The following is a 26255-nucleotide window of genomic DNA, read 5'->3' as shown; positions in this document are numbered from 1 at the left end:
TGTATCTCACCTACTTTATTTTCTCCAAAAATCAATTAGTGTACCTTTGACGTTTCAACGAACACCTAATTCAAACTATGCATTCTTTTCTGACTATTTGTCAAGTGCTATTCTGAACGATTTACTTCAGTTCAAGCTAGCCTACTATTCTCTTTCTCTTTTAAGACATAGCTGAGTAAATCCAGCATGATGCGAGCCGCTACTTGCCCGGTCATGCCAGTAGGATCATAGGGGGGCGCGACTTCAACTAAATCGAATCCGATCACATCTCCCCTTTTAGCAATCCCTTCTAATAATTCGTTTACTTCATCGTAAAGAAGGCCACCTGGGGAAGGTGTTCCCGTCCCAGGAGCGATTGATGGATCCAATCCATCGATATCAATTGTCACATAATATCTTTCTCCCGCTGGTATTTGTTTCAGCACCTCTTCAATCCCCATTTTTCTCATTTGGCGTGGAGATAGAATTACGCTACCGTAATCTCTTGCAGCCTCAACATCTTCTTTTTTACTGCTGCTAATTCCACGAATACCTAATTGGAATATTCTCTGTACATGATCCAGCTCTGATAAACGGCGAATACAGTTTCCATGGCCGTAACGCATTCCCGAGCGGTGATCCGCCCAATCTAGATGGGCATCAATTTGAATGACATGAAAAGGACCTAATTCTTTCAGTCCTTTTCCGACTGCAGCTGTGATAGAGTGGTCTCCCCCTAATACTACAGGCAAAGCTCCTTTCGAAACAATTTTGCGTATCGCTTCTTCTGTATTCTCGTGACATTGCATAAGATCACCATGTACCATATCAACATCCCCGCAATCCACCACTTTCCAATCTGGCCCTAGATACATAATATCATTTTCGATATCATAGGCACCTTCTAAACCAAAACTATATAACGTCGATCCTTCCCTAATTCCACGTGGTCCCATTCTAGCACCTGATTTCCATTGGGTACCCATATCATTTGGTACCCCTATGACCGCTACATCAGCATCCAGCTGGTCTAGATCTGTGCAAATTGGATATTTTCCAAACGTACATATCCCTGTAAATGGCAAATTTAAAAATTGTTTTTCATCGTGATTAACCATCATTATCCCTCTACTCTCTACAAATCTTACGTTTTAGCCTAGCTTATCGTGAGGTTATTGACATAACTGATTCATTTCATAAGTTCTATGGAACAATTTCAAGTAGTCATCCTTTGATAATTTACGAGAATTTGTTAGTGTACATAGATGATTGAATGCACCTTCAGCAAGAAATTCGAAATCATCAGTGTTAACATTATCTAAGTCTCGGAATGGAGGAATGCCAATTTTACTTGCGAGTTCATGCAACAATACGACACCTTCTTGAGCAATTTCCTCCAAGGTCTTCCCTTCCGTGGTTGCTCCAAGTTTCAACGCAACAGTCGCATGTTTTTCCAGATTGGACGGAATATTATACTCAAATACATGAGGTAGGAAAATTGAGTTAGCCACTCCATGTGGTGTGTCATACAGCCCTCCAAGTGGCTCTGCCATTGCATGCACCGCACCTAGATCGGCGTGTGTAAACGCCATACCTGCAATCAAGCTTCCAACAAGCATGTTTTGTCTTGCTTCTAAATTGTTGCCGTTTTCTACAGCAAGTGGGAGATACCTTGCAATTATTTCAATTGCATATAGACTGAGTGCATCAGAAATAGGTTCAGCAATATTGCTCGTATAAGCTTCGATTGCATGTGTCAATGCATCCATTCCAGTAGCAGCGGTAATGGATTTAGGCAAAGAAAGTGTCAATTCAGGGTCTACAATCGCCAGTTTTGGGGCTAATTTTATATCGAGTATAGCTTCTTTCTGCTTCGTGACCGTATCTGTGATAACAGATCCTGTGGTCACCTCACTACCAGTACCCGAAGTTGTAGGGATACAAATTAGAGGTGTAATATCGCGCTCCAATAGATTGAAACCGTAGCGATCTTTTAGCGCCCCTTCATGTGTGAGAAGTACCCCAATTGCTTTGGCAGTATCCATCGAACTTCCACCACCAAGACCCAACAACAAATCGATATTTTCGTCCTTGAATTGCTCATAGGCTTTTACGCAATCCACGTCTTTCGGATTCGGTGTAATTTCATCATAGACAAGAAAATGAATCCCTTCCTGTTCCAATGAATCTGTTACCTTTTTTAAAATCCCGGTTTGTGCAAGCCCTTTATCAGTAATGATTAGCGCTTTTTTACTATCCAGCTCTTTCGCTCTTTTCCCTACATTGTTAACTGTCCCGTTACCAAATTCAATAGAAGTCGGTAAATTAAAATGAAAATCCCATACCATCCATCATTTCTCCTTCCAATTTTTCATATGACAAACGAATTACTTTTACGAGATGCTCGTTGTTTGGTCAACCTTCAAACCAATTTGTCGGACTGACTTCTAAATTGATATTTATTTGCCTCACTTCCGAAAATTCATCCAAACCGAAAGTTCCTAATCCACGACCGAGTCCGCTCTGTTTATATCCTCCCCATGGTGCTTCGTTGTAAGCAAGATTGTATACATTAATGGAAGTAATACCTGCTCTAATTTTTTTTATAACGCGTAAAGCCTTAGCCCCATCTTGAGAGAACACCCCAGCTGCAAGACCGTACGGCGTATCATTTGCGAGCTCGATAGCCTCGGCTTCATCTTTGAACTTTTGGACAACTAGCACAGGGCCGAATATTTCTTCTTGGACAATTCTCATATCAGGCGTTGTATCTACAAAGATTGTCGGTTCAACAAAACAGCCATGCTCAAGCCCACCACTTGTAATACGTTTACCGCCACAAACTAATTTCGCTCCTTCATCGATGCCGATTTGAATATAATTTAGTACTGAATTCATATGATCTTCACCGACAAGAGCACCCATTTGAGTCGATGGATCATCACCTCGACCGACACGAATCTTTTTCGCTTTACTAATTAGGCTTTCAACGAACTTGTCATGGATGCTTTCTTCAAGAAGCAATCGAGAGCCTGAATTACATACTTGTCCTGCGTTTACAAATATTCCATAAAGCGCATAATCGACTGCTGTTTCAAAATCTGCGTCAGCGAAGACGATATTCGGCGATTTACCACCTAATTCGAGTGCCACTTTCTTAATATTTCCTGAAGCTGCTTTCATGATGGATCTACCTACCGTTGTACTGCCAGTAAAGGAAACCATATCGACTTTTTCACTTTCAGCCAATTCATTTCCGACAGTCGAACCTCCTCCAGTAACCAAATTCGCAACGCCCGTTGGAATCCCTACTTCTTCAAGAATTTCGAAAAGCTTGAATGTGGTAATTGGCGTCAACTCCGCTGGCTTGAACACAATCGTATTTCCTGCTGCAAGAGCAGGCGCAATTTTCCAAGCTCCTGTCAATAATGGGAAATTCCAAGGCGCAATCAGACCACATACGCCTACAGGCTCACGTACAACAAGTGCCTGTACTGGATCAGCAACTGAATACGTTTGACCATGGGGTTTTGTGACAAGACCGCCATAATAACGGAAGCAATTCACAGCATCCCCAATATCAAACTCTGCTTCTTTTAGAGGCTTACCTGTATTTAACATTTCAAGCTCGCTCAGCTCTGATGCATATTCTTCTAGTTTGTCGGCAATTTTGAATAAATAGGCTGCTCTTTCGGAAGCCGGTAAGTTTGACCAAATACCTGAATCAAATGCATTACGTGCTGCATCAATCGCATCCCTCGTTTCTTCAACACTTGCTCTCGGAGCCTCTGCAATCACTTCGTTATTCGCTGGATTGATAATATTGCGTTTTTCCTTATTCACAGAATCCGCCCATTTACCATTAATAAACATTTTTAAATCTAGCATTTTCAAGTTTAGCATTCAAAAAACCCCCTGTTTATTATCCATATTTTATTAAATTTATATTTAACCTCTCCTATAATCGGGAGGAGTTGCTTGATGTCTCTATTTCGAGCAACTGGCAAAGTACTACATACCTTAAATAATCGTTTCTTCATATCATTTTCCAAGTTTTCTATCTTTCTTTTTTCCAAAAAAGCTGTACTTATTTTCGAAATTCAGCCTTTTCGAATCGCCTCACCCCCTTTCATTTGGCGAACCTACTCACAAATGGCAAGAGAATTTTCCCCTGAAGTCCATTACATTTCATTACGCTTCTTCCATAAGAACTTGATCAGGAATAATCTCCTTATCGAAATGGAATTCTGGCAATCCCTGTCTGAAAAATTTTGTCATATAAATTAGATACCCCAATCCAATTGCCATCCAGATACCTCCAAGAATCAATGCATCAAACTCTAAGTGAGACCATAGCCATAGCGTAAACCCTGCTCCAAGTAGAGGCGTAAATAGATACCGCATGTATTCGGTGAAAGTAGAGCGCTTACGATGACGAATAAAATAATGAGCAATGACAGACAAATTCACTGACGCGAACGCAATTAACGCTCCGAAATTAATAAACTTAATGACTTGATCGAGTGTCAGAACAATACCAAGCAATGAAATGATACCGATTACAATAATTCCTGTTGAGGGTGTTTTATAACGTGAATGGATATGCCCAAATACCTTTTTAGGCAGTACAGAATCTCTCCCCATTGCATACAGTACACGGGATGCACTTGTAGTCGAAGCCACACCGGACGAGAAATTCCCTAAAATGACAGCAGTTACAAATAAAGATTTGAACAAATTACCGCCGACTAAATATACAACTTCCATAGCTGCAGAATCAGTGCTTTCAAATGAAAAGCCAGGGTGAACTAATTGTGCCAAATAGGCTGATCCGATATAGATGACACCAATTATCAGTAACATGATGATAATCGCTCTTGGTATTGTTTTTTCCGGATTAATGGTTTCTTCAGACAACGTAGTAAGGGAGTCAAAGCCAAGGAAACTAAAACAAAGAATGGACGCTCCAGCCAGAATCACAGGTAAATCAATTTCTGTATTGAACAAAGGTTGAATAGAGAAAAGTGTACCTGCCCCTTCACCTGCCAATAAACTTTTGATGGTCAAAATCCAGAAGATACAAACAAAAACGACTTGAGCAACAACAAAAATCTTACCCGTAGACGCGGTGAACTTAACACCCAAGATGCTAGGTATTACAATGGTTGCAGTTAATAGAATAATCCACAGGGCGTGAGGGACTCCCGGAAAGACAGCATTTAAAAAAACAGTAGACATTAAACAAGTGACCATTGGTGTCAACATATAATCCAACATGATTGTCCAACCGATCAGAAACCCAAGTTGTGGATTAATTGATTTTTGTGTAAATGTATAAGCCGAGCCAGCGATTGGAAATGCTTTAGCCATCTTTCCATAGCTAAATGCGGTAAACAGGATCGCAAGGAATGCAATGATATACGCCCCCATGATGACACCTTGGGAAGTGACAGTAGCGATTCCATAAGTATTAAAGAATACCATTGGGTTATTCCATGCAATACCTAAAAATACAACTTGAGACAAAGTCAGTGTTCGCATTAATGTTTGTCGTTTCATAAAAGCTCCCCCATCTGCCTATAAAATTATAATTTTCTGAAAATTCTTTTTTGTTAATATTGACTATAAAGGTTTTTGTTACACAAAGGTCAACAGCTAGATTAAGATTTTCTATAAGAAAAAAACATCCATAGAAATATCTTAAAATGCTTCATTTTGGATGCTGTAAGTAAATAAAGCTACATATACGACGTTATAAGCATCCCTGTTGATAGTAAAAAATTATTAAAAAAATTCTTCATAAATCCTCTCTTTTAAGCTTCACTTTCACTACATATAAAGAATTAATAATTTAAAAAATGCTCCCCTTAGATAAACAGATTTTTTCATCTGCCTACCTAATGGGGAGCATCTCACACTCTTAGTGAATTTCTTTGCTTAAATGGTATCAATAAGCTTAACTATAATTTCATAGCTAAAAAAGACTGAAAGCATCGTTAACAACATAAACACTACTTTTTCAACTTTACTACCTGTTTTTGTAGTAAGTGGTAGACGCACCGCAATGGATACGGGGAAAAATAGCTTAACACCCTTTTTCGTCCCCATATCAAGAAAAACATGGCTTGCCATCCCTAATAAAATACCTAGTGTAATGGATTTGTAAGGTATAAATGTATGTAGTAGCATCCCAACCAAAAATAAAAACAACAAACTATGTGTAAAGGAACGATGTCCAAATATCGTATTCACTAGCTTTGCGATGAGGGGAAATGTACGACCTATTTTACTGCCTCTATGACAAATATCTGGAAGTAATGCACCGATAACCCCTGCACCTACTAGGACAAGTGGGTTATCATTTGAAAACTGTGCAAAGGCAAGACTTGCTGTAATGCCCCCAACAATATGGGTATTCCCTTGCATAAATTACTTCCACTCCTTCTCTCTCTTATATTTTCTTTCTTAATGTAACATAATTCGACACGAAAGGGAACATACATTCCGAACGTACGCTCGAAACTTTTTATTCTATATTTGTATAGCTAAAGAAAATATGGATAAACATAGAGGTGGAGGTTATATATGAGCGCTTATAAAGGAATACTTTTTATTTTATTCATTATGTGCGGCAGTGCTTTGCTTTGGTATTTTGCCAAACCTATGGCTCCCATCCATCCGTTGAACACACTAAGTCATGTCATTGGAGGCTTAGCCATGACTAGTTTATTCCTTGTATTCTTATTAGCTACAAGAAGTAAAATTTTGGAGCGTTGGTTCTATGGTCTTGAGCGAGTCTATTTTTATCATAAATTACTAGCTATCCTTTCACTTGGATTGATTCTTATCCACGGGCAATTACAAAAAATGGTTCCTGATGAGGAGCTAACACATCGAACGTCACTCAATGAATTCGCTAAAGGACTTGGCGAGCTTGCCCAATACGGCTTTATCATCCTAATTGTTCTTGCCTTTATTGCAAAATTCCTGAAGTATGAGCATTGGCGTTGGCTCCATCGCTTATTACTTGTGCCCTATGCATTCGGTATTTATCATGCTTATTTTTCTAGCCACTATGATTTATTACAGCCCTCAGCTTTAGGTATTTTTACAGCACTCACAACTACAATTGGATGTATGTCTGCCCTTTATATGCTGACAATGTATCAGGATATGTTCTTTCCCTATAAAGGTCATATTTCATCCATTCAAAAGTTGAGTCCCAATGTAATGGAAGTTGAGCTGACGCTGGCGAAAAGGCTTGATTATCGCCCAGGACAATTTCTCTTTCTGAAAATCTTTCAAGAAGGCATCGAAAAAGCACCGCATCCCTTCTCTATTTCTGGGGGGCATGGACAACAAATCAATATTAAGATGAAAGCTGTTGGAGATTATACAAAACAGGTTTACAACCTTATTCAAAATCATACAGAGGTGGCTGTAGATGGTCCATATGGTCATTTTGATTTCGATAAAGGGCATGAGCAGCAGCTTTGGATTGCTGGTGGTATGGGCATCACACCTTTTCTTGCCTATTTACACACGAAGCCTAATAAGAAAATTGACTTATATTATTCCTTTCACGGGCAAGACAATGCCATCTACAAAGATTTTTTACAGGATTATGCGCAAGCAAACGACCATTTTACAGTCACGTTGATCGATACAACGCAGCAGGATAGGCTCTCTGTTGATGCGTTATCCATCCCTGCACAAACAAGTATTTTTATTTGTGGCCCCAAAAAAATGATCAAGCATTTCAAATCGACTGCACCTAAGAAAAATGTACAGTGGGAAGCCTTTTCTTTTAAAACCTAAAAAGGTGTACACCTCCATATAGATGTACACCTTAGCATTAAATAGTGAACTTAGTTGCTTCTTCTTGCAGATTTTGAGCAAGTTGTGCTAACTGCTCAGAGGCTATGGACATTTCATTCATGGTAGATGCCTGCTCCTCCGTGATGGCCGATACATTTAATGTATGATCATTCGTTGCAAGTGCTTGTTTGCTAATTGCTTGTACTTTTACGGTCACTTCATGCAGATTTTCAAAGGCATTCGATGTCGTTTTACTTGTCTTTTGCATCGTGTTTTGGAGTCCTTCAATTGCGCTGGCAATCGTATCGAAGGTCATGCCTGCTTGCTTGACAGAACCAATACCTTGATGGGCAATTTTTCTACTTTGCTCCATCATCACTACCGCTTCATTCATTTGTTCCTGAATCGTCTGCACGACCTTTGCAATATCTAACGAGGCACGGCTAGTTTGTTCAGCAAGTGCTTTGACCTCGCCTGCTACAACAGCAAATCCTTTCCCTGCTTCGCCTGCTCGTGCCGCCTCAATGGCAGCATTAAGTGATAGTAAATTGGTTTGGTCGGTAATAGCCGAAATGAGCTGACTCATTTGCTCTATTTGAGTCGAATGCTCCTTCAAGCCATTCACTAGATTGGCACTGCTGTCTACCTGTGCATGAAGATGGACAATATCATCCACGAAAGCTTGTATTTTTTGTGAGCCTCCTGTAGCCAGTTCAGAAGTTGTTTGCGATTGTTGGACCGCTTCATGTAAATCGTCCATGGCGGTCTTCATATCCCCACCTAATTGTGTTGTTACACCTTCTAACTCCCCGCTCACCTGTTGTTGTGAACTCGTATTTTCTGCCACCTCTTGCATAGAAATAGCTACTTCTGTGACAGTTTTATTGACCTCTTGCACACTTGCTGTTAATTCCTCCGCAGTAGAAGCAACTGTCTCCGTTTCAGCAACAATGCGCTGCATCATCGAACCTAATGCTTCCACAGAGTCATTATAATACTGCGCCATTTCACCAAATTCATCCTTTGTATGAACGGCCATTTGTTGCGTTAAATCACCTGTAGCAAGATAGCCTAAATGCGTATTCATCGTTTTCACTTCTCCACGGATATAACGAGCAAGGAAATAAATACTAATCGCAATAAGTACAATCAGAACGACACTGATCACGATTTGCTGCTGGAGCATGGCCTCTATTTCGCCGTAAAGCTCATTGGTTGGAACAAGTAATATCAACTTCCATGGCATATCCTGTAGTTGCTTAAATTGCAAGGTAAAATCTTTACCTTCACTCCCTGTATGTATCAGCTTTTGTTGCTCAGATAACTGTTCAACAGGTATGTTCAAATACTGCTGAATCGTTTCATTATTTACTTTTTTGACATCAGGATGCGTTAAAATTTTTCCATTTTCATCAATTAAAAATGCATAACCGCTCTCTCGAATTTTCACATCAGAAACGATGGTTTGAATTGAATCTAATACATAGTCTCCTGTAATGACGCCAATGGGAGTAGAATCTTTCACAATTTGTGTACCAAATGAAATAAACATTTCTCCTAAAGCTTCATCAAAATAAGGTGCTGTATGAACTACCTTATTAGATTGGATACTGTTACGATACCAATCTTGCTCATGAAAATGATAGGTAGGATCTTCATAAGCATCCGTAGAGACAATTTTTTCTTCTTCCTTATAGGCATACGGTCCAAAAATTTCACCCTTTGCCGCATCTTCCTCTAGCCATAATCCCATACCATACGTTTCCTTATTGAACGGCAATAGCTGTTGTACGTAGCGAATAAATTGTTCTCTGGTCATCATACTGTCAGCCGATTCTATTGTTGTCTTTGCACTATTTATAAGCTGAATGTGCGCATGCAGTTTGCTCTCAACGGAGCCTGCAACGTCATCCGCTAGTATAGACATTTCATTTTCAATAGAGCTTTCAAGTTCGTTGGATACGTTCAAATAGTTAAGGAAGGACATACCACCTAAAAAAACAGTGATGACAGGAATAAGCATTCCGATTTTTGCCATAATATTTAAATTTCCTAATAGCTTTTTCATTCACCTTCACTCCATATCTATTATTATTGCTCTATTTATTCTCTAGTATAAATGGATTACACCTACAAAAATATGTTTTTTTTGTAACTTTTAAATCCTATATTCAAGACTCTTTAATTCGAGCAATTTACTTGGAAAATGAATTCATTTATCGTATAGTAAAAATCGCATCATACCATGAAGGAGACAAAATAATGACAGTGACAAAAAGTTCTTTAAATAAAATTATGCATGAGCGTAAATCCGTTCGTAAATACGATGAAAACTATAAAATTCCGCAACAACAATTAGAAGAATTACTTGTAGAAGCAACATCTGCTCCATCATCTAGTAACCTACAACCTTGGCGCTTTTTAGTGATTCAAGATGAGGCGGTCAAAAAAGAGCTACGTGCTATTGCCAATAATCAAGAACAAGTAGAAACTTCCTCAGCGATTATTGCTGTCCTAGGCGATACAAAAATGTACGAAAATGCGGAAGCTGTCTTTACAAAGAACTTCGATCTTGGCTATATTAATGAGGCAACAAAAGATTTAATGATTAACAACTCGGTCAATCTATATTCTCAACTTCCACAAGAAGTATTAAAAAATATCGTTACATTTGACGCTGGGCTAATTTCCATGCAAATCATGCTGCTAGCAAAAGACATGGGCTACGATACAGTGCCAATGGGTGGATTTAATAAAGAAGCTTTCGCTCAACGCTTTGAATTAGCTGATCATATCGTCCCAGTTATTTTAATTGCGATTGGTAAAGCTGCAGCACCTGCTTACAATTCTTCCCGTATTGAACTAGAGCATATTGCCAAATTCATTTAATACACGTGAAAATAGTCATCTTACGAAGTAGTTAAGATGGCTATTTTTATTTTTTGTGGCATGTCTTGCGCATCTATCATCATAGGATAGTAATGGTTTGCAAGTAGCAACTATCGAAATGAATAAAACGCAAAATGATTCTCGAAAACTAGCATAATAATGTTCCCAAGGATATTTTTTGCATTTTTATCATAAGCTACGCAAAAAATCATCATTAAAGACTTAAACAACCGACTTTATTCTAGTACATTTGTGTGATTTCTACTAAATATTACATATAAATCGTTGTAGCTTAAACACTTGAGGATTGGTATGATTAGGAGGTATTTTCATATGAAGGGAGGTTTTTCTGATGAATTATGACTATAATGATTCTTATTATTACTCAGATTTAGATGCAGCCATGGGTGGTTTATTTTTTATCTTTATACTAGCCGCTCTTGCTATTGGTTTAATTGCCTACATTATTAGTGCACTTATTTATTTTATGACATCTAAAACAAATGGTTTTGGAGATGTAGCTTATATCGCTTGGATTCCCATTATTAATGTATACAGTCTCTTCTTGCTGACAGCTGGTGGGGATACTCGAGAAACAGTACGTGCAACAGCTTTAAAAAATACGCTTATTTATGCGGGCTTGATCATCGTTTCGTTTATCCCATTTATCGGTATTCTCGCTTCTTTAGGAGCGGCAGGCTTTACACTCTATTTCACGTATCGCCTATTCTACCGCTGGTGTGGCGAAACAGGTAAGGCTGTACTATACACAATCTTAATGGTTATAACAGGTGGATTGTTCTTTGCTATCTACGGCTTAATGCGTATGAACAGACCTTTCGTAGCTTAATTCCCTATTTTAAAACCTCTTTACGCCCTCAGGCTAAAGAGGTTTTTTGACGTATTTTCACAGAGTAATGGTGCATTGATTTAGGAATTCCTTTTAACTCAAAGACCCCGCTATATACTAAATAGCGAATTCTATATTCTAAAAAGAAGATATTTGGAGGAGCATCCATTCTTGTTAATAGCGCTGAAATGAATGTTCCAGTGTGAATAAAGTCGGTATCCCCTTGCTCCTCATGAAGTTGTCTGAGCGTTGACACAATCAATTTATCATAATAATGCTCTGGCACTGCTTGAATTTGCTGATGTAGCCATAGACGGCAAACATCCTTTGTCTGTGCTAAACTTTCCCACTGCTGTTGAAAAATCAGACGCTCTTTCGCAGACAGCTTCTTTTTTGCATACAGTTCTATATCCCAATGACGATTTATAGCATCTTGTTTGCGCGTATCAATCAGAACAACTTCATTTGTTTTATCACATAATAGATAGAGGAAAAATCGTAGTCCACACTGCTCTTCTGCATTATGCCCATACCAAATGTAAATCGGCAGGTTGCTTGGAATATCCTGTATCTCTCTGATTGTGTTCATCAATTTGTTTAGATTTACAAAATCGTCCATTCCATCATTAATATTTTCCCTTAGCCACTTATCACGGAATGCCTGTCCCCTTTTTTCATCTAATTTCCATAATGGCCCGATCGACAAATCCTCAGGAAACCCGATAACATATTTCGGTGGAGCAAGTGCCACTCGTAAAGAGCCTGCTGCAGATTCCGAGCAAACGATATGTACCATTTGTGCTGAAGTCGTGGTCATGACCTGTTGTATATAATCATTAATAATCACTACCAAATGATGGAGCTGTTCCTGCGCCACAAAAAAAGACCATCCCTGCTGAGGTGTGCTTTGCTCATGATGAAACGCCGTAAATGATTCAGATGGCTGAAGCTCATACCCCTGCCATTCCCCCTTCCTCATCACATCTGTGATTGTGATATACTCTAGCGCTTGAATTTTATATACCAGCACTTGGTTTGTGTCGTATAAGAAATAGATAAATGGATAATGCATGGATGTTTCCATTCCCACAACCTCCTTTTTAAAAATTGTACCACAATGACAATCTCTTCCATCATTAAAAAAGTAGTTAGCTAGCACAATAAATATGCTATTATTATAGTTAGAAAATTTTGAATTTCTAACAAAGGGGATTGATGAATATGTATGAAAATATTTTAAGACATCCAGGGCCAACGCCGATTCCAAAAAAGGTTCAGCTTGCGATGAATCGGGATATTTTTAGTCATCGTAGTCAGGAATTTGTAGAATTATACCGAGAAACCATTGAATTAGTAAAGCCTGTTTTTGGTACCACACAAGATATCTTACTTTTACCATCTGGTGGGACAGCTGCGCTTGAGGCTGCGGCAGTTAATACCGTTTCTGCTGGTGAAGAGGTTGTCGTCATCACGGTTGGAGCCTTTGGTGACTATTTCGTCTCCATCTGTGAGCAATATGGCTTCCATGTACATAAGCTGGAAAAGGAATGGGGACAAGCTTGCACAGCCGAAGAACTACGAGCTTTTTTACAGCCATTACAAAATATTAAAGCCGTTTTTGTTACGTACAATGAAACATCTACAGGCATTTTAAACCCAGTCGCTGAACTAGCACAGGTCATCCAAGAGGAAACAGATGCCCTCGTTATTGTAGATGGCGTAAGCTGTATTGGTGGCGCTCCTGCTGAAATGGATGCTTGGGGTATTGATATTCTTGTGACGGGCTCTCAAAAAGCAATGATGCTTCCACCTGGACTCTCCCTCGTCAGCGTTAGCGAAAGAGCTTGGAAAGTTATTGAAGAAAATCAAACACCTGCTTATTATTTAAATCTAAAAAGCTATCGTAGCTGGGCGGAAAAGGGCATGACGCCTAATACCCCAGCAATCACACTGATTTATGGATTGCACGAAGTATGCAAGCTTATTGAACAAGAAGGTGGCTTTACTCAGACAGTTGCCCGCCATGAACTCATGAAAAACATGGTGCGCAATGCAATGAAAGCATTACACATTGAGCTATTAACTGAAGATCAATACGCTTCTCCAACTATCACAGCAATTAAAACACCTCAGGGAATAGATCTTGGCGAATTTTTGACACACCTCAAGCAACACTATCATTTAGATTTTGCAGGCGGACTTGGTCATCTACAGGGTAAAATTTTCAGATTCGGCCATATGGGCTATTGCTTCCCAAGTGACATTTTACAAGCCGTTTCCCTATTGGAGGCTGCTCTACAAGACTTCTCCTATGATTTTGAGCCAGGAGCAGGCATCCTTGCCGCACAAGAAGTATACTTAGCAGCACACCGCAAAGCACTACAACGTTAAAACAGCAAAAACAGGCGGAGAATTTTCTCTGCCTGTTTTTAAAATGGATTTTAGCTATCTTGAAGTTGCGGTGAGCGTTTGTAGACGCTATCTGAGCGGGGGGACTCACTTTTTGAGCGCTTTTGACTCCTGTCTGAGCGGAGTGACTCACTTTTTGAGCGCTTTTGTCCCCTACTTGAGCGGGCTGACCCACTTTTTGAGCGCTTCTGTCACCTATTTGAGCGGGTCACACCACTTTTTGAGCGCTTCTGTCACCTACTTGAGCGGGTCACACCACTTTTTGAGCGCTTCTGTCACCTACTTGAGCGGGTCATCTCACTTTGTGAGCGCTTGAGACTCCTACTTGAGCAGGTCACCCTACTTCGCGAGCACTTTCCACCCCTGCTAAAGCAGAATAAAAACAACTCAGGTCACGCCGCCATCCAAACAAAGCATCCTACCGTCTTTAATTAAATTCCTTGGCCTTCGCTAAATAAGCAGCTCGCATTGTTGGAGGGACCATACTGCCGCCAGTTGCCCATACGAGATGTGTGGCTTGCGGTAGATGGTTTACTAATGCGTGCTTTTCTAGATAGGATTGACCTTGCTGCAGTAAGCGCATGGCTCCAAACATCCCTGCGTGTGCAGATGGTTCTAAAAATAATTCTTCACTTTCCATGGCTAACCCTAGGGATGTAAATAATTCTTCATCTGTCACCGTATAGCAACCACTTATATACGTCTCCATCACTTTTCCTACAAATTTGGAGGCGCGACCGACCGCTAGCCCATCCGCTTCTGTTTTATTATCAAGGCCAATATCCTCTACACTGATTGCATCATGTAAGCCTGTCATCAGCCCAATGATCATACAAGGAGAGGCGACAGGTTCTGCAAAGAAAATATGCACATGTTCACCGTAAATTTCTTTTAATCCATAGGCAACACCACCTGGTCCGCCACCTACACCACATGGTAAATACACGAACAATGGATGTGCTTCATCCACTTTAATATTCGTCCTTTCTAGCTGCCCTTTTAAGCGCTTTGCAGCTACAGCATAGCCAGCAAATAAGTCCTTTGAATTTTCATCATCAATAAAATGACACTTTGAATCTTGCTCAGCTTCTTGTCGTCCCTGTTCAACGGCTACACTGTAATCGGCTTCGTATTCAATCACTGTGGCTCCTTTTTCTCGCAATAAGGCTTTTTTCCACTCCTTGGCATCACTCGACATATGTACGACGACATTAAAGCCGAGCTTCTTGCCCATAATGCCGATACTTAAACCTAGATTTCCTGTAGAGCCTACAGCAATCGTATATTGCTGGAAAAACAACTGCCACTCCTCTGTTGCTAAAAGCGCATAATCATCCTCTTCTTTGAACCTTCCACTTGCCAGAGCTAGCCTTTCTGCGTGTTTTAATACCTCGTAAATCCCCCCACGTGCCTTGATGGAACCAGAGATGGGTAGAGCATGATCGCATTTTAAAAGCAATTGGCCAGGTATCGCCACACCATATGCTTGTTCAATAGCACCTTTCATTGCAGGAATCTCTTTGATGGTGGACTCAATCAAACCATCACTTTCTAAAAGCTCAGGAAATGCTACTTTTAAATAAGAAGAAAAACGTTGCAATGTTGCTTCTGCATCCTCCACTTCAGGCATAGTAAAGAGCGTTGTTTCCGGATTTTTTACCCAATTTGTATTTTCCCACAATACAGCATCCTTATTTGCTAGATCTTTCAACTGCGGATATTGTTCAAATAGTTCGTGTTTCTGTTCATTTTTCACCTGTAGATTCCTCCATTTTATGGGCTAAAATTGCTCGTTCACAAATTTGTCGAAATTTCATTTCAAACGAAATATTGTTTTCTTGTGTTCTTTTTTTAGGTCCCTTTGTTCGTCCTCCTGCCCTTCTAATTTTTTGACCAACATGACGCATATCGAGCAAACGTTCGATATTTTCATCAGACATTTCTCGTCCATTTTGATCAATCGGATACCCCCCTCGTGCTAAAACCATGGCAGCTAATCCGTAATCCTGTGTAATGACAATATCGTGTTTTGAAAGCGCGTTCACTAGCGTAAAATCAACCGAATCTGGACCTTTGGGTACAATAATTGTTATTACATTATCACGTTCAACACGGTGGGATGTATCGCAAAACAAGATAGTTTCTATCTCAAACTCAGATGATATAGATAGCGCTAAATCCACGACTGGACAGGCATCAGCGTCTATTAGAACCTTCACAATAAGGCATCATTCCTTTCTCTTAATTAGATGAATAACTCAACCTTAAATTATTTCAATATAACATTCACACAGCCTCTCTTGCTCAATTTTTCACAAACTCTTAAAGTATTTTATTGAATAGTTTGAAAAATAGATATACGATACACCTATCAACTAAATGGGGGTTTTATTTATGACAATCACAACTGTTAGCAATGAACAATTAGCAAAAGAATACGTAGATGGCGTATTTGAGCAACTTAAACAACAGAACTGTCATCAAGCGGAATTTTTACAAGCAGCTGAAGAAATTTTTATCTCATTAGTACCTGTATTCGCTCAGCATCCTGAATATATTAAGGCCAATATTTTATCTCGTATTGTGGAGCCCGATCGCATTATTTCTTTCCGTGTAGCTTGGCAAGATGATAACAATCAAGTACAAGTGAATCGTGGCTATCGTGTGCAATACAGCAATGTCATGGGCCCTTACAAAGGCGGTCTTCGCTTCCACCCTTCCGTAAACGAATCCATCATTAAGTTCCTAGGCTTTGAGCAAATCTTTAAAAATGCTTTAACAGGGCAACCAATCGGTGGTGGTAAAGGTGGTTCAAACTTCGATCCAAAAGGTAAATCAGACTCAGAAATTATGCGTTTCTGCCAAGCATTCATGACTGAATTATACCGTCATATTGGTCCTGATGTCGATGTTCCTGCTGGTGATATTGGTGTAGGTGCTCGTGAAGTGGGTTATTTATGGGGTCAATATAAACGTTTAACAAAAGCAAATGAATCAGGCGTATTAACTGGTAAGACTCCTGGCTATGGCGGCTCTTTAGCACGTAAGGAAGCAACTGGTTACGGTACTGTTTACTTTGTTAAAGAAATGCTAAAAGACGTAAACGATTCATTCGAAGGAAAGACAGTGGTCGTTTCTGGTTCTGGGAATGTATCGACGTATGCCATTGAAAAAGCGCAACAGTATGGTGCAAAAGTGGTTGCTTGCTCAGACTCTTCAGGCTATATCTATGACCCAGAGGGCTTAGATTTAGATGCCATCAAAGAAATTAAAGAAGTAAAAGGTGACCGTATCTCAACTTACGTTAATTACCGACCAAATGCTACTTTTACAGAAGGTTGTACAGGTATTTGGACAATTCCTTGTGACATTGCCCTACCATGTGCTACGCAAAATGAAATTAACGGTGAGTCAGCTCGTACATTAATTTCGAATGGGGTGAAAGCAATCGGTGAAGGTGCGAATATGCCATCAGACCTTGAAGCAATTAATGAATTCCTAGATGCAGGCGTATTATTTGGTCCAGCAAAAGCCGCGAATGCTGGTGGAGTTGCTGTATCTGCTCTTGAAATGGCACAAGATTCTAGCCGCGTATTTTGGTCATTTGAAGAAGTAGATGCGAAACTTCATCAAATTATGAAAAATATTTATACAGACAGCAAAGCAGCAGCAGAAAAATATGGCTTCCCAGGAAACCTAGTAGTTGGTGCAAACATCGCTGGCTTTATCAAAGTAGCAGATGGAATGCTTACTGAAGGTGTCTATTAATAACATTCTATTTTCATTGTTTCCCAGGATTTGAATTCGGAATATTCTTAATTTCAATTAAGGTGGTAACGAACATTCGTTATCACCTTATTTTTTATTTATAATTTCGTTATAAAACATATAAATAAACGCTTAAAACGAACATTTTTATTATTAAATATTTAAAACATTCGTGTTATAATTTTAGAGTACTATGAAATATTGGAGGTTTTTTTGTGGAATTATTGTATACAGGTAAAACAAAAAATGTGTTCAAATTAGAAGACGGCCATTATTTATTAAAATTTAAAGACGATGTTACGGGAGAAAACGGCGTGTTTGACCCAGGTGCAAATACTGTTGGTTTAACGATCGATGGTGCTGGCTTAGCTGGTTTACGCTTAACTTCTTATTTTTACGCAAAATTAAACGAACAAGGTGTTCCTACACACTTTGTAGATGCTAACTTTGAAGATGCAACGATGACAGTAAAACCGGCAACAGTTTTCGGGAAAGGCTTAGAGGTTATTTGCCGCTTCAAGGCAGTTGGTTCATTCTTACGCCGCTATGGTGCCTATGTAAAGGAAGGACAAGACTTAGACTCCTTTGTAGAAGTAACAATTAAAGATGATGATCGTTTAGATCCTCCAATTTCTGAAGATGCTTTAGCGATGTTAAACCTGTTAACTCATGAAGAATATGCCATTTTAAAACAACGTACAATTGAAATTTCCAAATTCGTAGCGGCAGAGCTGGCTAAAAAGGGCTTAACGCTTTATGACATTAAATTAGAATTCGGCCGTGATGCGAAAACGAATGAAATTTTATTAATCGATGAAATTTCAGGCGGTAATATGCGTGCTTACAAAGGTGAGCAATATATCGAACCGTTAGAACTTGAAAAAATTATGTTAGCTGAATAATAGAATTATTCTTAAAAAGAGTCGACAATTACGACTCTTTTTTTATGTGCGAGCTTATTTTTATTTTCCACGAAACTTTTCCTTCCTTCACTCGTATATTAACTATATGTAACAAGCAATTATTCTATTATTTTGGAGGTAGTTTGATGGAAAACTTGAATGAGACATCGAAAGAAGAGAGGTCAAAACTAAATCCATTTTTATCGGTTTGGCTGCATCCAAAGCAAACGACTCGTTATATGATTGATGAAAAATCTATTGGCTTTGCTATTTTGGTTTTATCTATTGGTTATATTGGCTCCCTTATGTCTGGGTTAATTGATTCGGAATTATTTCCTGATTTTTCTCCATGGCTTTTAGTCTTATTATGTGTCGTTTTTGCTCCTATCGCAGGTATGATTGGAACAGCTATTTCTGCACTCATCTCATGGCTATTTGGGAAATTATTTAAAGGTACTGGAACATACTCGGACTTATTTAAAGGATTAACCTTAACAGCCGTTCCATATATTGTACTGGTTCCTCTTTATATTATTTGGTTAATGACTGCACCAGATTCATTATTGGATCCGAATTTCATGGGTACGTTGCCGTGGATTTTTTGGCTAACTATTTTAGTTAACATCGTTATTACAATCTGGTCTTTTGTTATTTCCGTTGGTGTAGTTGCTGAAGCACACCAGATTTCGAACTGGATGGCTTTCTTCACCATCTTTATTCCAGCCATTATTATATTCATCGTCTTATTTGTTCTTTTCTTTGTCATACTCATCGGTATTATTGGTGTTGGCATGGTCTAAAAAATCTCCCCTCTGAAATGAACTACACCCTCAATTATCTATCTGATCATTGAGGGTGTAGTATATCAAAGAGCGGGAGATTTTTTCTACAGTTTAAATTGGGCTATTAACCCTTTCAATTGTAAAGCTAATTCGGATAATTGCGCAGATTGTCCTGCCATATCCTCCATAGAGCTACTTGTCTCTTCCGTAGTAGCCGTTGTCTGCTCAACACCAGCAGCAGATTCCTCCGCTACAGCAGCAATTTCTTGAATAGAATTGTTCATTTTATTGCCATCCTCTGTTACCTTTGATAAATTTATTGAAATTAATTTAACACTTTCCACTACATCATTGACGGAATGACTAATCGTATTAAACGTTTCGCTAGTAGCTTTTATTTGATTTGTTCCTTCTTTGACCTCTTGATAACCATCCTCTAAAGAAGTTGTTACGACAGCAAAATCTTGCTGAATGTTTGTCACAATCGATGTAATGTCGTTAACTGAAAATGCCACTTGTTCTGCCAGCTTGCGCACTTCATCTGCTACCACTGCAAATCCTTTACCCTGCTCACCAGCTCTAGCCGCTTCAATTGCAGCATTCAAAGCTAGCAGGTTAGTTTGATCTGCTATATCTTTAATGACAACAACCAATTTTGAAATTTCCTGTGCTTGGGCGTCTAAATTTTTCACTTTCTGTACTGCATTTTGCACCATGCTATCAATCTTCACCATTTGAGAATTGGAGGATGTCATTAATTGATCGCCTTCTTTTGTTAACGTTAATACTTCCAAAGAAGATTGATGAATATGCGCACCATGTTGATTCGTTTCTTGCAAATCAACAGTAAAGCGTTCCATTAGAGACGTTAATTCATTCGAATGATGGGCTTGTCCTTCTGCACCTGATGCTAATTCATGCATCGTAATCGCCACTTGCTCCGCTCCCTTGTTTACTTCATTGGCAGATTGTGTCAGTTCTTTACTAGAAGTATTAATCCGATCAGAAGCTTGTGCAATATTATGAATCATATCCTTTAATTTCAATTGCATTTGATTCATCGCATTTGCCAGCTTGCCTATTTCATCTTTCGATCGGATGGATATGCTTTCTTGAGATAAATCCCCTTGTGCAAAAAGCTCCATAGCATGAGCCACACGGTTAATCGGTTTCGCCATACTACTTGCATATTGCCAAATCACAAATATCCCCACAATAACGGCAATAGCAATCACAAGGATTGTTAATTTTAAAATACTTTCTGCTGGTTTATTGAAATCAATTAAATAGGTACTTGCGCCAATGACCCAGCCCCAATAAGGATCCGTTTCGGTATACACACCCTTTTCTTCTAGTTGGTTTGAATTGGGTAACGCCCATTTATAGCTTACAAAACCACCGCCGTCATTCCCAACAGCAATGATTTCCTGCATATATTTAAATCCACTGTCATCTTGTTCATCCCAGACATTAGAGCCTTCGATGTTAGGGTGTGCAATGGAGTTCCCTTTTTGGTCAACAACAAATATATAGCCGTTATCACCAAGCTTAATGTCCTTATTAATTGGTCGCTTCCCTTCGCTATCCTTCTCACCTAAAATCGCAATCTTTACTTTTTCTTGCGCTTCCTCTAAGGATAGATTACCTGCCTCTACCTGTTGATTGAATTGTTCAATCATGGCAATGGTCATTTCAACACTGTTTCGTAAATTTTCTTTTCCTACTGTCTCTAAATTTGCTTTACTTTGTTGATAGCTTGAAAACCCAAGTATTATAAGGGGAATCAACAAAAGTAGCAAAGAGAAAGCAATCAGTTTCGCCTTAATGGATCGAAATTGAAATAATGATTTCATGTGCTCAACACCTCTTTTTATATAAACTTTAGGCCTGAGCTTTGCAATAAAAAGACAAAAATCAGGATTAATTATTCCAAATTTAAAATATCAAACATTACATAATTCCTATTAATCTTATTACATAAAAATACAAACAACAACAACTTTCGAACAAATTCGCCATAAAAAAAAGACAAATCGAGAAAAGCCTATAACTTTTCTCGATCTGCTTTACTTTCAAGGAGGTATTATTTTTTAGACAGATAGTGCTGTACTTTGCTGGAATAGCTCGGATACGCCAGATTCTACAGCTGCCCCACTTACTGCGCGTGAGACGATTGCCACAACGCGCTCATCTAAAGATTTAGGCACAATATATTCTTCCTTTAGTTCCTTGTCACTCACCAGAGAGGCAATCGCTTCAACAGCGGCTAGCTTCATCGATTCATTGATATCCGTAGCACGCACATCTAACGCTCCACGGAAAATACCAGGGAATGCGAGAACATTATTAATCTGATTTGGATAATCTGAACGGCCCGTTCCCATAACACGTACACCCCATGCTTTGGCATTTTCATACGTAATTTCAGGATTTGGATTGGCTAAGGCAAAAACAACTGGATTTTCATTCATGGATGCAATATGTGCCTCTGTTAATAGGTTGGCAACAGAAACACCAATAAAGACATCCGCACCTGTTAGTGCATCCTCCAGCGTACCATGAAGCTTCTCTGGATTTGTCAAATGAGCAACCGCTTCTTTAATCGGATTCATCCCCTCTGTACGTCCCTCATAAATGATACCTTTTGTATCGCACATATAAATATTTTTATAGCCCATTTGCACAAGAATGCGTAAAATCGCAATACCTGCAGCACCAGCACCGTTAATCACAACCTTCATTGTTGCTACATCCTTTTGCACAATACGATTGGCATTAATCATCGCTGCGCCTACAACAATCGCTGTTCCATGTTGATCGTCATGAAAAACTGGAATATCACATTCTTGACGTAGGCGATCTTCAATTTCAAAGCATCTTGGTGCTGAAATATCCTCTAAGTTTACCGCACCAAATGTCGGGGCAAGCGCCTTCACAATGCTGACGATTTCATCCGTATTTTTCGTATCTAAGCATATTGGAAAAGCATCAACATTGGCAAAACGCTTTAGTAAAATCGCCTTCCCTTCCATTACAGGTAATGCCGCTTTCGGTCCGATATCTCCTAACCCTAAAACCGCTGTCCCATCCGACACAACAGCTACCATATTGCCCTTCATTGTATAGTCATAGACAAGCGAAGGATTTTTCTCAATTTCCACACATGGCGCTGCTACCCCAGGCGAATACGCCAAACTAAGATCATATGAATCTTGTACCGGTACCTTTGAGCTCACCTCAAGTTTTCCGCTATAGTGTGCATGCATTTCTAATGCCTTTTTCATTACGTCCATTCTATCCCATCCTTTTCCCTTTTTTTATTGTATTTCAGAATCATAATACTTTGTGAAAATATAGTCAACGAATTTTCTGTCAATTTATTTTCATCTTCAAAAATTCAATGTTTATTGACTTTCAATACATTTTTCTGTCAAATTAAATATTTCACAATCAATTATTTTGAGATAGTTAATACAATTCTTGACACATTGTAAAATGTACAAATAGAGCCATTTTGCCTGTTCAACTTTTCACATAGTATTTTTCTTATGTAAATGAGAATTTTTTCACAAACTTATGTAAGCGCATCCATTGTCCTGACTGACTTTGTCACAATTTATCCACATTTTTTCACAAAGTTTTTTGTTATGCACATAAAAGTATTTGTGAAACTCTTAACAAACAAAAAAAAGAGCCCTTATATAAAGGACTCTTGGGTAAAATGATTAATAAAAGCCGTGATAATATGCTTGGAAGACCATTGTTCTCCTGAAACTTTTGTAATCGGATAATCACGAGGAAAAATTGTTTTGGTGATTTCTTCAACAGAATAACCTTGCATAAACAATTGCTTCACTTTTCCCTCCATATCTTCCAAATAAGCAATTTTTTCTTGTATTTTCGTTCGACCATCCTCTATAAAGCCTGCATGACAGCAATAGACGACATCGAAATCATAGTGGACTATTTTCCTCAAAGACGCCAAGGTATGGACAATATTTTCTTCATCAAGCACAACCTTCGTCTTTGGCTGGATAAACAAATCTCCTGTAAACATAGCGCCTGTTTCTCGATTATAAAAAGAAAGATGATCTGCAGTATGTCCAGGTGTTTCAATAACATCCCATATGGCTGAATTCGTTTGTAACGTATCACCAAATGGTTGGGCAACAAACGCTGGTCGTTCCCCCCACAATGCCTGACGATAAAGTGGATAGTCCCCATCTTCAGCACAGAGATTGACTGAATCACGATGAATATAAATCGGTACATTCTTATGACGTTGAATCCACGCTGCATTTCCTGCATGATCCTCATGACAATGCGTTAATGCCAATTGCGCTATCGGTATATCGTTAAAAAAGGATTGAAATTCCTGCGACAGTGAGTAGGAGCCTGTATCAATCAGTAACCCATCCACAAAAAAGCTGTACACACTCATGCCAATCCCCTGAACCGCAACTTTCCCATGCGCACATTGTACACCCCGATGCTGCAGAATCTCTATACTTTTCTCTCGTTTAAACATCCTTCTCCCCCTTTGCCCCTTGTACAAAAAGTGTAGCATAAAATGAATGGTGAGTCATTTTTGCAAGTAGGTAACAACAAAGGATTTGCTCTTTACATGTTTACGAAGTGCTAACACATGAAAAAACAAACGTATATTTACGGCCAATAAAAGCAATGCGCCTAGGAAAAATAATCCCATCTGCCAATCACCTGTAACATTCATTAACAGCGTCCAACTAATAATGACTGCAAAGGCAACCGCTATATATTTCTTCATCACTCTTGTAGTTGGACCCTGTGCATGATGTTTTTGTTCAATGCTCAATAAAATTTTTCCAAATTCCATTATGATCAGCAAATCAAGTCCTTGAATTAAAACCGTACTCCAATAGAAGAAAAGATGTGAAAAAATGAAAGTACTCATTAAGGTAAGAATCATAGCGCAAGCCATATATGTTTTGATTGGTGTTTTTTCTTTATAAAATGAGAGACTTTTTAAATAGGCCCCATAAACAAGGATATCTTGTAGAAGATTAGCGTATTGAAAAATATTTAAATAAATAAATTGAAAGAAGAGCGCCACTGCAAGCCATTGTAGAAGTTTTATCTGCTGTTTAGATTCACTCATTGTTTTCACGCACCTTTTTCACCAAATTCGTCGTAAAATACGTTTGCGAATATAATCTCATAGTTAAATAACCATCTGGGCCACTGAAACCGATGGACGTATTGATGTCTAAAGGTGCTTCCTTAAATTGAATTGTCATCTCCAAGCGTTGACCTTTCGTCACTGAAAAAGGAAAATCACTTGCTGTGTAGCGCTGATCATTTAATCTCCATTCCTTCAATAGTATTTTATCCTCTAATGTAGGTGGAACATAAAATGCATCAAAAACAGCATCCTGTTGAAGGGTAAATGAAATGATTTGCTCAGCATCATGTTGGGACTGACTAAAACTATTATTCATGACCTGATTTTCATAAATGGATGGTTCCCTCGTAAAACGAATTGGAGCAGGCAATTTCATCCCGTCACTTAATACAAGATAAACATTTTTGCTTGCCATCACTTTTTCCAGAGTGCTTAAATCAAGTTGAAAAAAAGCTAAACGAATATTTTGATAGCGTAAATCTTGAGACGTATCCAATGGATAATAAAAGCCATTCACTAGGTTTTCTTGCTCCGTTTGGTAATATACAATTGGTAATTGCACATCTTCTGCCTGCAAGTATTCCACATATCGACGGTCATCTTTATTCGTAATATACCGTATCTCTAAAGCATTCTGTAAGTTATTCGTACCCTCGATTACAGTAGGTACCACTATTGGTTTTATTAATTGATGTTGTAAAAAAAGCGTACTATTACCGATCATTAGAATCAAAACGACAGCAACACCAATCGTCTTTTTCTGATCAGCGCCAACCTGAAGCTTTTTCCTAGAGATGTATAGTGTGATAAATATGCATAAAATAGCAAATATCCAGTACATAGGAGGGGATAAATTTTCTACTTGTGACATTAGCGCACTTGCCCGATCATTATCTAGGTGGTGTTCACCCACCATTAATGCCACAAATCCACCTGCTGCAAGTGTTACAGCAGCAGTCAAAATTTTGGGCACCCAGCTCTTAGACTTGCGCTGCTCTTTTTTTGCTTGTTCAATACCTTGTAGACTACGCTGATGCAACGATTTTGGAATGTCTATTTGATCCATCTGCTTTTTTAGATCGTTCACCCTTGCCCCTCCTGTTCCAGTGCCTGCTTTAATTTTTTTAATGCACGATACAAAATGGTTTTCGTCGTCCCTAATTTCAGCTGCAATACCTGAGCCACTTGAGGCAATGTATAATCCTGATAGAATCTCAGCAAAATAACATCCTTTTCCGCCTTTGTGAGCCGTGTCATCACATCTTCCAGCGCCCACCTCTCAGGAAGCTCCTCATGCGGCTCTTCCCCTAGTTCTGACTCCGGTTCATAATCGACAAGCGGTTCACGCTTTTTTAGCAAATTTGTTGCACAGTTTATGACAATCCTTACTAACCATGTTTTCAAATAGGATGAATTTTGAAGAGAATGTATGTATTTAAAGCTACGGTAAGCGACTTCCTGTACGACATCGAGTGCATCTGCCTCATTGCCCACATAGATAAAAGCCATTTTATATAGATCCATTTCATACTGTGAAAACAACTGTGCGAACGCCTCCGCATCACCCTTTTTAGCTCGTTCAACAAGCATTTCCTGCACCCGCTCACCTCCCTTTACCTATTAGACGCTAAAACTACGCCATTTAGCTTTACTAATCAAAAATTTCCTAATACTATGTATCACTACCCTCGATTTGA

General features: G+C 39.0%; 22 protein-coding genes. 7 read left to right on the top strand and 15 right to left on the bottom strand.

The window, feature by feature from the left end; translation table 11 throughout:
- Window positions 1–131 precede the first annotated feature (131 nt).
- The 5 genes from speB to MHB40_RS08535 form a co-directional block, all read right to left on the bottom strand.
- Complete coding sequence (gene speB, locus MHB40_RS08555; protein WP_342534758.1) at window positions 132–1097, bottom strand: agmatinase; 966 nt, start codon at window positions 1095–1097, stop codon at window positions 132–134.
- Window positions 1098–1151: 54 nt separating this feature from the next.
- Window positions 1152–2327, bottom strand: a complete 1176-nt coding sequence (locus tag MHB40_RS08550; RefSeq protein ID WP_342534312.1) for an iron-containing alcohol dehydrogenase — start codon at window positions 2325–2327, stop codon at window positions 1152–1154.
- Between the two features lie 67 nt (window positions 2328–2394).
- Window positions 2395–3867: an aldehyde dehydrogenase family protein gene (locus MHB40_RS08545; RefSeq protein ID WP_342534757.1), complete on the bottom strand. Its 1473-nt coding sequence runs from the start codon at window positions 3865–3867 to the stop codon at window positions 2395–2397.
- A gap of 303 nt (window positions 3868–4170) precedes the next feature.
- A complete protein-coding gene (locus tag MHB40_RS08540; RefSeq protein WP_342534311.1) occupies window positions 4171–5538 on the bottom strand; it encodes an APC family permease in 1368 nt (455 codons plus the stop codon).
- A 378-nt stretch (window positions 5539–5916) separates the two neighbouring features.
- Window positions 5917–6405: a metal-dependent hydrolase gene (locus MHB40_RS08535; protein WP_342534310.1), complete on the bottom strand. Its 489-nt coding sequence runs from the start codon at window positions 6403–6405 to the stop codon at window positions 5917–5919.
- Window positions 6406–6564: 159 nt separating this feature from the next.
- Between MHB40_RS08535 and MHB40_RS08530 the strand changes: the two genes are divergently transcribed.
- Entirely contained in the window at window positions 6565–7797 is a 1233-nt protein-coding gene (locus tag MHB40_RS08530; protein ID WP_342534309.1) for a ferric reductase-like transmembrane domain-containing protein, read from the top strand.
- Window positions 7798–7834: 37 nt separating this feature from the next.
- Here the strand turns inward: MHB40_RS08530 and MHB40_RS08525 are convergent, their stop codons facing one another.
- A complete protein-coding gene (locus MHB40_RS08525) occupies window positions 7835–9865 on the bottom strand; it encodes a methyl-accepting chemotaxis protein (RefSeq protein WP_342534308.1) in 2031 nt (676 codons plus the stop codon).
- 194 nt (window positions 9866–10059) lie between these two features.
- On the opposite strand from MHB40_RS08525, the gene MHB40_RS08520 reads away from it, so the two are divergent.
- Entirely contained in the window at window positions 10060–10686 is a 627-nt protein-coding gene (locus MHB40_RS08520) for a nitroreductase family protein (RefSeq protein ID WP_342443144.1), read from the top strand.
- A 352-nt stretch (window positions 10687–11038) separates the two neighbouring features.
- Window positions 11039–11536: a hypothetical protein gene (locus MHB40_RS08515; RefSeq protein ID WP_205442560.1), complete on the top strand. Its 498-nt coding sequence runs from the start codon at window positions 11039–11041 to the stop codon at window positions 11534–11536.
- 28 nt (window positions 11537–11564) lie between these two features.
- Here MHB40_RS08515 and MHB40_RS08510 read toward each other — a convergent pair whose 3' ends face one another.
- On the bottom strand, window positions 11565–12620 hold the full coding sequence (locus tag MHB40_RS08510; RefSeq protein ID WP_342534307.1) for a DUF1835 domain-containing protein: 1056 nt from the start codon (window positions 12618–12620) through the stop codon (window positions 11565–11567).
- 137 nt (window positions 12621–12757) lie between these two features.
- Between MHB40_RS08510 and MHB40_RS08505 the strand changes: the two genes are divergently transcribed.
- Window positions 12758–13927: an alanine--glyoxylate aminotransferase family protein gene (locus MHB40_RS08505; RefSeq protein ID WP_342443142.1), complete on the top strand. Its 1170-nt coding sequence runs from the start codon at window positions 12758–12760 to the stop codon at window positions 13925–13927.
- A gap of 445 nt (window positions 13928–14372) precedes the next feature.
- Here MHB40_RS08505 and MHB40_RS08500 read toward each other — a convergent pair whose 3' ends face one another.
- Window positions 14373–15701: a D-serine ammonia-lyase gene (locus tag MHB40_RS08500; RefSeq protein ID WP_342534306.1), complete on the bottom strand. Its 1329-nt coding sequence runs from the start codon at window positions 15699–15701 to the stop codon at window positions 14373–14375.
- Entirely contained in the window at window positions 15691–16164 is a 474-nt protein-coding gene (locus tag MHB40_RS08495; RefSeq protein ID WP_089935008.1) for a YaiI/YqxD family protein, read from the bottom strand. The genes MHB40_RS08500 and MHB40_RS08495 overlap by 11 nt, the downstream gene beginning before the upstream one ends.
- A gap of 175 nt (window positions 16165–16339) precedes the next feature.
- Between MHB40_RS08495 and gdhA the strand changes: the two genes are divergently transcribed.
- From gdhA to MHB40_RS08480, 3 genes are all read left to right on the top strand, one after another.
- Window positions 16340–17713 carry an NADP-specific glutamate dehydrogenase gene (gene gdhA / locus MHB40_RS08490; protein WP_342534305.1) on the top strand — a complete coding sequence of 458 codons (1374 nt, stop codon included), beginning with the start codon at window positions 16340–16342 and terminating at the stop codon, window positions 17711–17713.
- 215 nt (window positions 17714–17928) lie between these two features.
- Window positions 17929–18615, top strand: coding sequence for a phosphoribosylaminoimidazolesuccinocarboxamide synthase (locus tag MHB40_RS08485; protein WP_205442554.1), 687 nt, complete (start codon window positions 17929–17931; stop codon window positions 18613–18615).
- Between the two features lie 146 nt (window positions 18616–18761).
- On the top strand, window positions 18762–19415 hold the full coding sequence (locus tag MHB40_RS08480) for a Yip1 family protein (RefSeq protein WP_205442553.1): 654 nt from the start codon (window positions 18762–18764) through the stop codon (window positions 19413–19415).
- A gap of 86 nt (window positions 19416–19501) precedes the next feature.
- Here MHB40_RS08480 and MHB40_RS08475 read toward each other — a convergent pair whose 3' ends face one another.
- The 6 genes from MHB40_RS08475 to MHB40_RS08450 all read right to left on the bottom strand — a co-directional run bounded on the left by MHB40_RS08475 (window position 19502) and on the right by MHB40_RS08450 (window position 26148).
- Window positions 19502–21250 carry a methyl-accepting chemotaxis protein gene (locus MHB40_RS08475; RefSeq protein WP_342534304.1) on the bottom strand — a complete coding sequence of 583 codons (1749 nt, stop codon included), beginning with the start codon at window positions 21248–21250 and terminating at the stop codon, window positions 19502–19504.
- 237 nt (window positions 21251–21487) lie between these two features.
- Complete coding sequence (locus MHB40_RS08470) at window positions 21488–22690, bottom strand: malic enzyme-like NAD(P)-binding protein (protein ID WP_205442551.1); 1203 nt, start codon at window positions 22688–22690, stop codon at window positions 21488–21490.
- Between the two features lie 404 nt (window positions 22691–23094).
- Window positions 23095–23925 carry an MBL fold metallo-hydrolase gene (locus MHB40_RS08465; RefSeq protein WP_342534303.1) on the bottom strand — a complete coding sequence of 277 codons (831 nt, stop codon included), beginning with the start codon at window positions 23923–23925 and terminating at the stop codon, window positions 23095–23097.
- A 54-nt stretch (window positions 23926–23979) separates the two neighbouring features.
- Complete coding sequence (locus MHB40_RS08460) at window positions 23980–24534, bottom strand: hypothetical protein (RefSeq protein WP_342534302.1); 555 nt, start codon at window positions 24532–24534, stop codon at window positions 23980–23982.
- Window positions 24527–25645 (bottom strand): hypothetical protein, encoded by a 1119-nt coding sequence (locus MHB40_RS08455; protein ID WP_342534301.1) that lies wholly within the window; start codon window positions 25643–25645, stop codon window positions 24527–24529. Before MHB40_RS08455 ends, MHB40_RS08460 begins: the two co-directional genes overlap by 8 nt.
- A complete protein-coding gene (locus MHB40_RS08450; RefSeq protein ID WP_205447376.1) occupies window positions 25642–26148 on the bottom strand; it encodes a sigma-70 family RNA polymerase sigma factor in 507 nt (168 codons plus the stop codon). Before MHB40_RS08450 ends, MHB40_RS08455 begins: the two co-directional genes overlap by 4 nt.
- Window positions 26149–26255: the final 107 nt, after the last annotated feature.

Source organism: Lysinibacillus sp. FSL K6-0057 (genome assembly GCF_038630885.1).
Lineage (GTDB): Bacteria > Bacillota > Bacilli > Bacillales_A > Planococcaceae > Lysinibacillus > Lysinibacillus fusiformis_F.
Note: the sequence above shows the minus strand (reverse complement) of the source record. Positions and strands in the feature narration are given on the sequence as shown.

Coding starts and splice junctions, on each gene's coding strand:
- speB (WP_342534758.1), bottom strand. CDS start 1,097: ATGGTTAATCACGATGAAAAACAATTTTTAAATTTGCCATTTACAGGG.
- MHB40_RS08550 (WP_342534312.1), bottom strand. CDS start 2,327: ATGGTATGGGATTTTCATTTTAATTTACCGACTTCTATTGAATTTGGT.
- MHB40_RS08545 (WP_342534757.1), bottom strand. CDS start 3,867: ATGCTAGATTTAAAAATGTTTATTAATGGTAAATGGGCGGATTCTGTG.
- MHB40_RS08540 (WP_342534311.1), bottom strand. CDS start 5,538: ATGAAACGACAAACATTAATGCGAACACTGACTTTGTCTCAAGTTGTA.
- MHB40_RS08535 (WP_342534310.1), bottom strand. CDS start 6,405: ATGCAAGGGAATACCCATATTGTTGGGGGCATTACAGCAAGTCTTGCC.
- MHB40_RS08530 (WP_342534309.1), top strand. CDS start 6,565: ATGAGCGCTTATAAAGGAATACTTTTTATTTTATTCATTATGTGCGGC.
- MHB40_RS08525 (WP_342534308.1), bottom strand. CDS start 9,865: ATGAAAAAGCTATTAGGAAATTTAAATATTATGGCAAAAATCGGAATG.
- MHB40_RS08520 (WP_342443144.1), top strand. CDS start 10,060: ATGACAGTGACAAAAAGTTCTTTAAATAAAATTATGCATGAGCGTAAA.
- MHB40_RS08515 (WP_205442560.1), top strand. CDS start 11,039: ATGAATTATGACTATAATGATTCTTATTATTACTCAGATTTAGATGCA.
- MHB40_RS08510 (WP_342534307.1), bottom strand. CDS start 12,620: ATGGAAACATCCATGCATTATCCATTTATCTATTTCTTATACGACACA.
- MHB40_RS08505 (WP_342443142.1), top strand. CDS start 12,758: ATGTATGAAAATATTTTAAGACATCCAGGGCCAACGCCGATTCCAAAA.
- gdhA (WP_342534305.1), top strand. CDS start 16,340: ATGACAATCACAACTGTTAGCAATGAACAATTAGCAAAAGAATACGTA.
- MHB40_RS08480 (WP_205442553.1), top strand. CDS start 18,762: ATGGAAAACTTGAATGAGACATCGAAAGAAGAGAGGTCAAAACTAAAT.
- MHB40_RS08475 (WP_342534304.1), bottom strand. CDS start 21,250: ATGAAATCATTATTTCAATTTCGATCCATTAAGGCGAAACTGATTGCT.
- MHB40_RS08470 (WP_205442551.1), bottom strand. CDS start 22,690: ATGGACGTAATGAAAAAGGCATTAGAAATGCATGCACACTATAGCGGA.
- MHB40_RS08465 (WP_342534303.1), bottom strand. CDS start 23,925: ATGTTTAAACGAGAGAAAAGTATAGAGATTCTGCAGCATCGGGGTGTA.
- MHB40_RS08460 (WP_342534302.1), bottom strand. CDS start 24,534: ATGAGTGAATCTAAACAGCAGATAAAACTTCTACAATGGCTTGCAGTG.
- MHB40_RS08450 (WP_205447376.1), bottom strand. CDS start 26,148: ATGCTTGTTGAACGAGCTAAAAAGGGTGATGCGGAGGCGTTCGCACAG.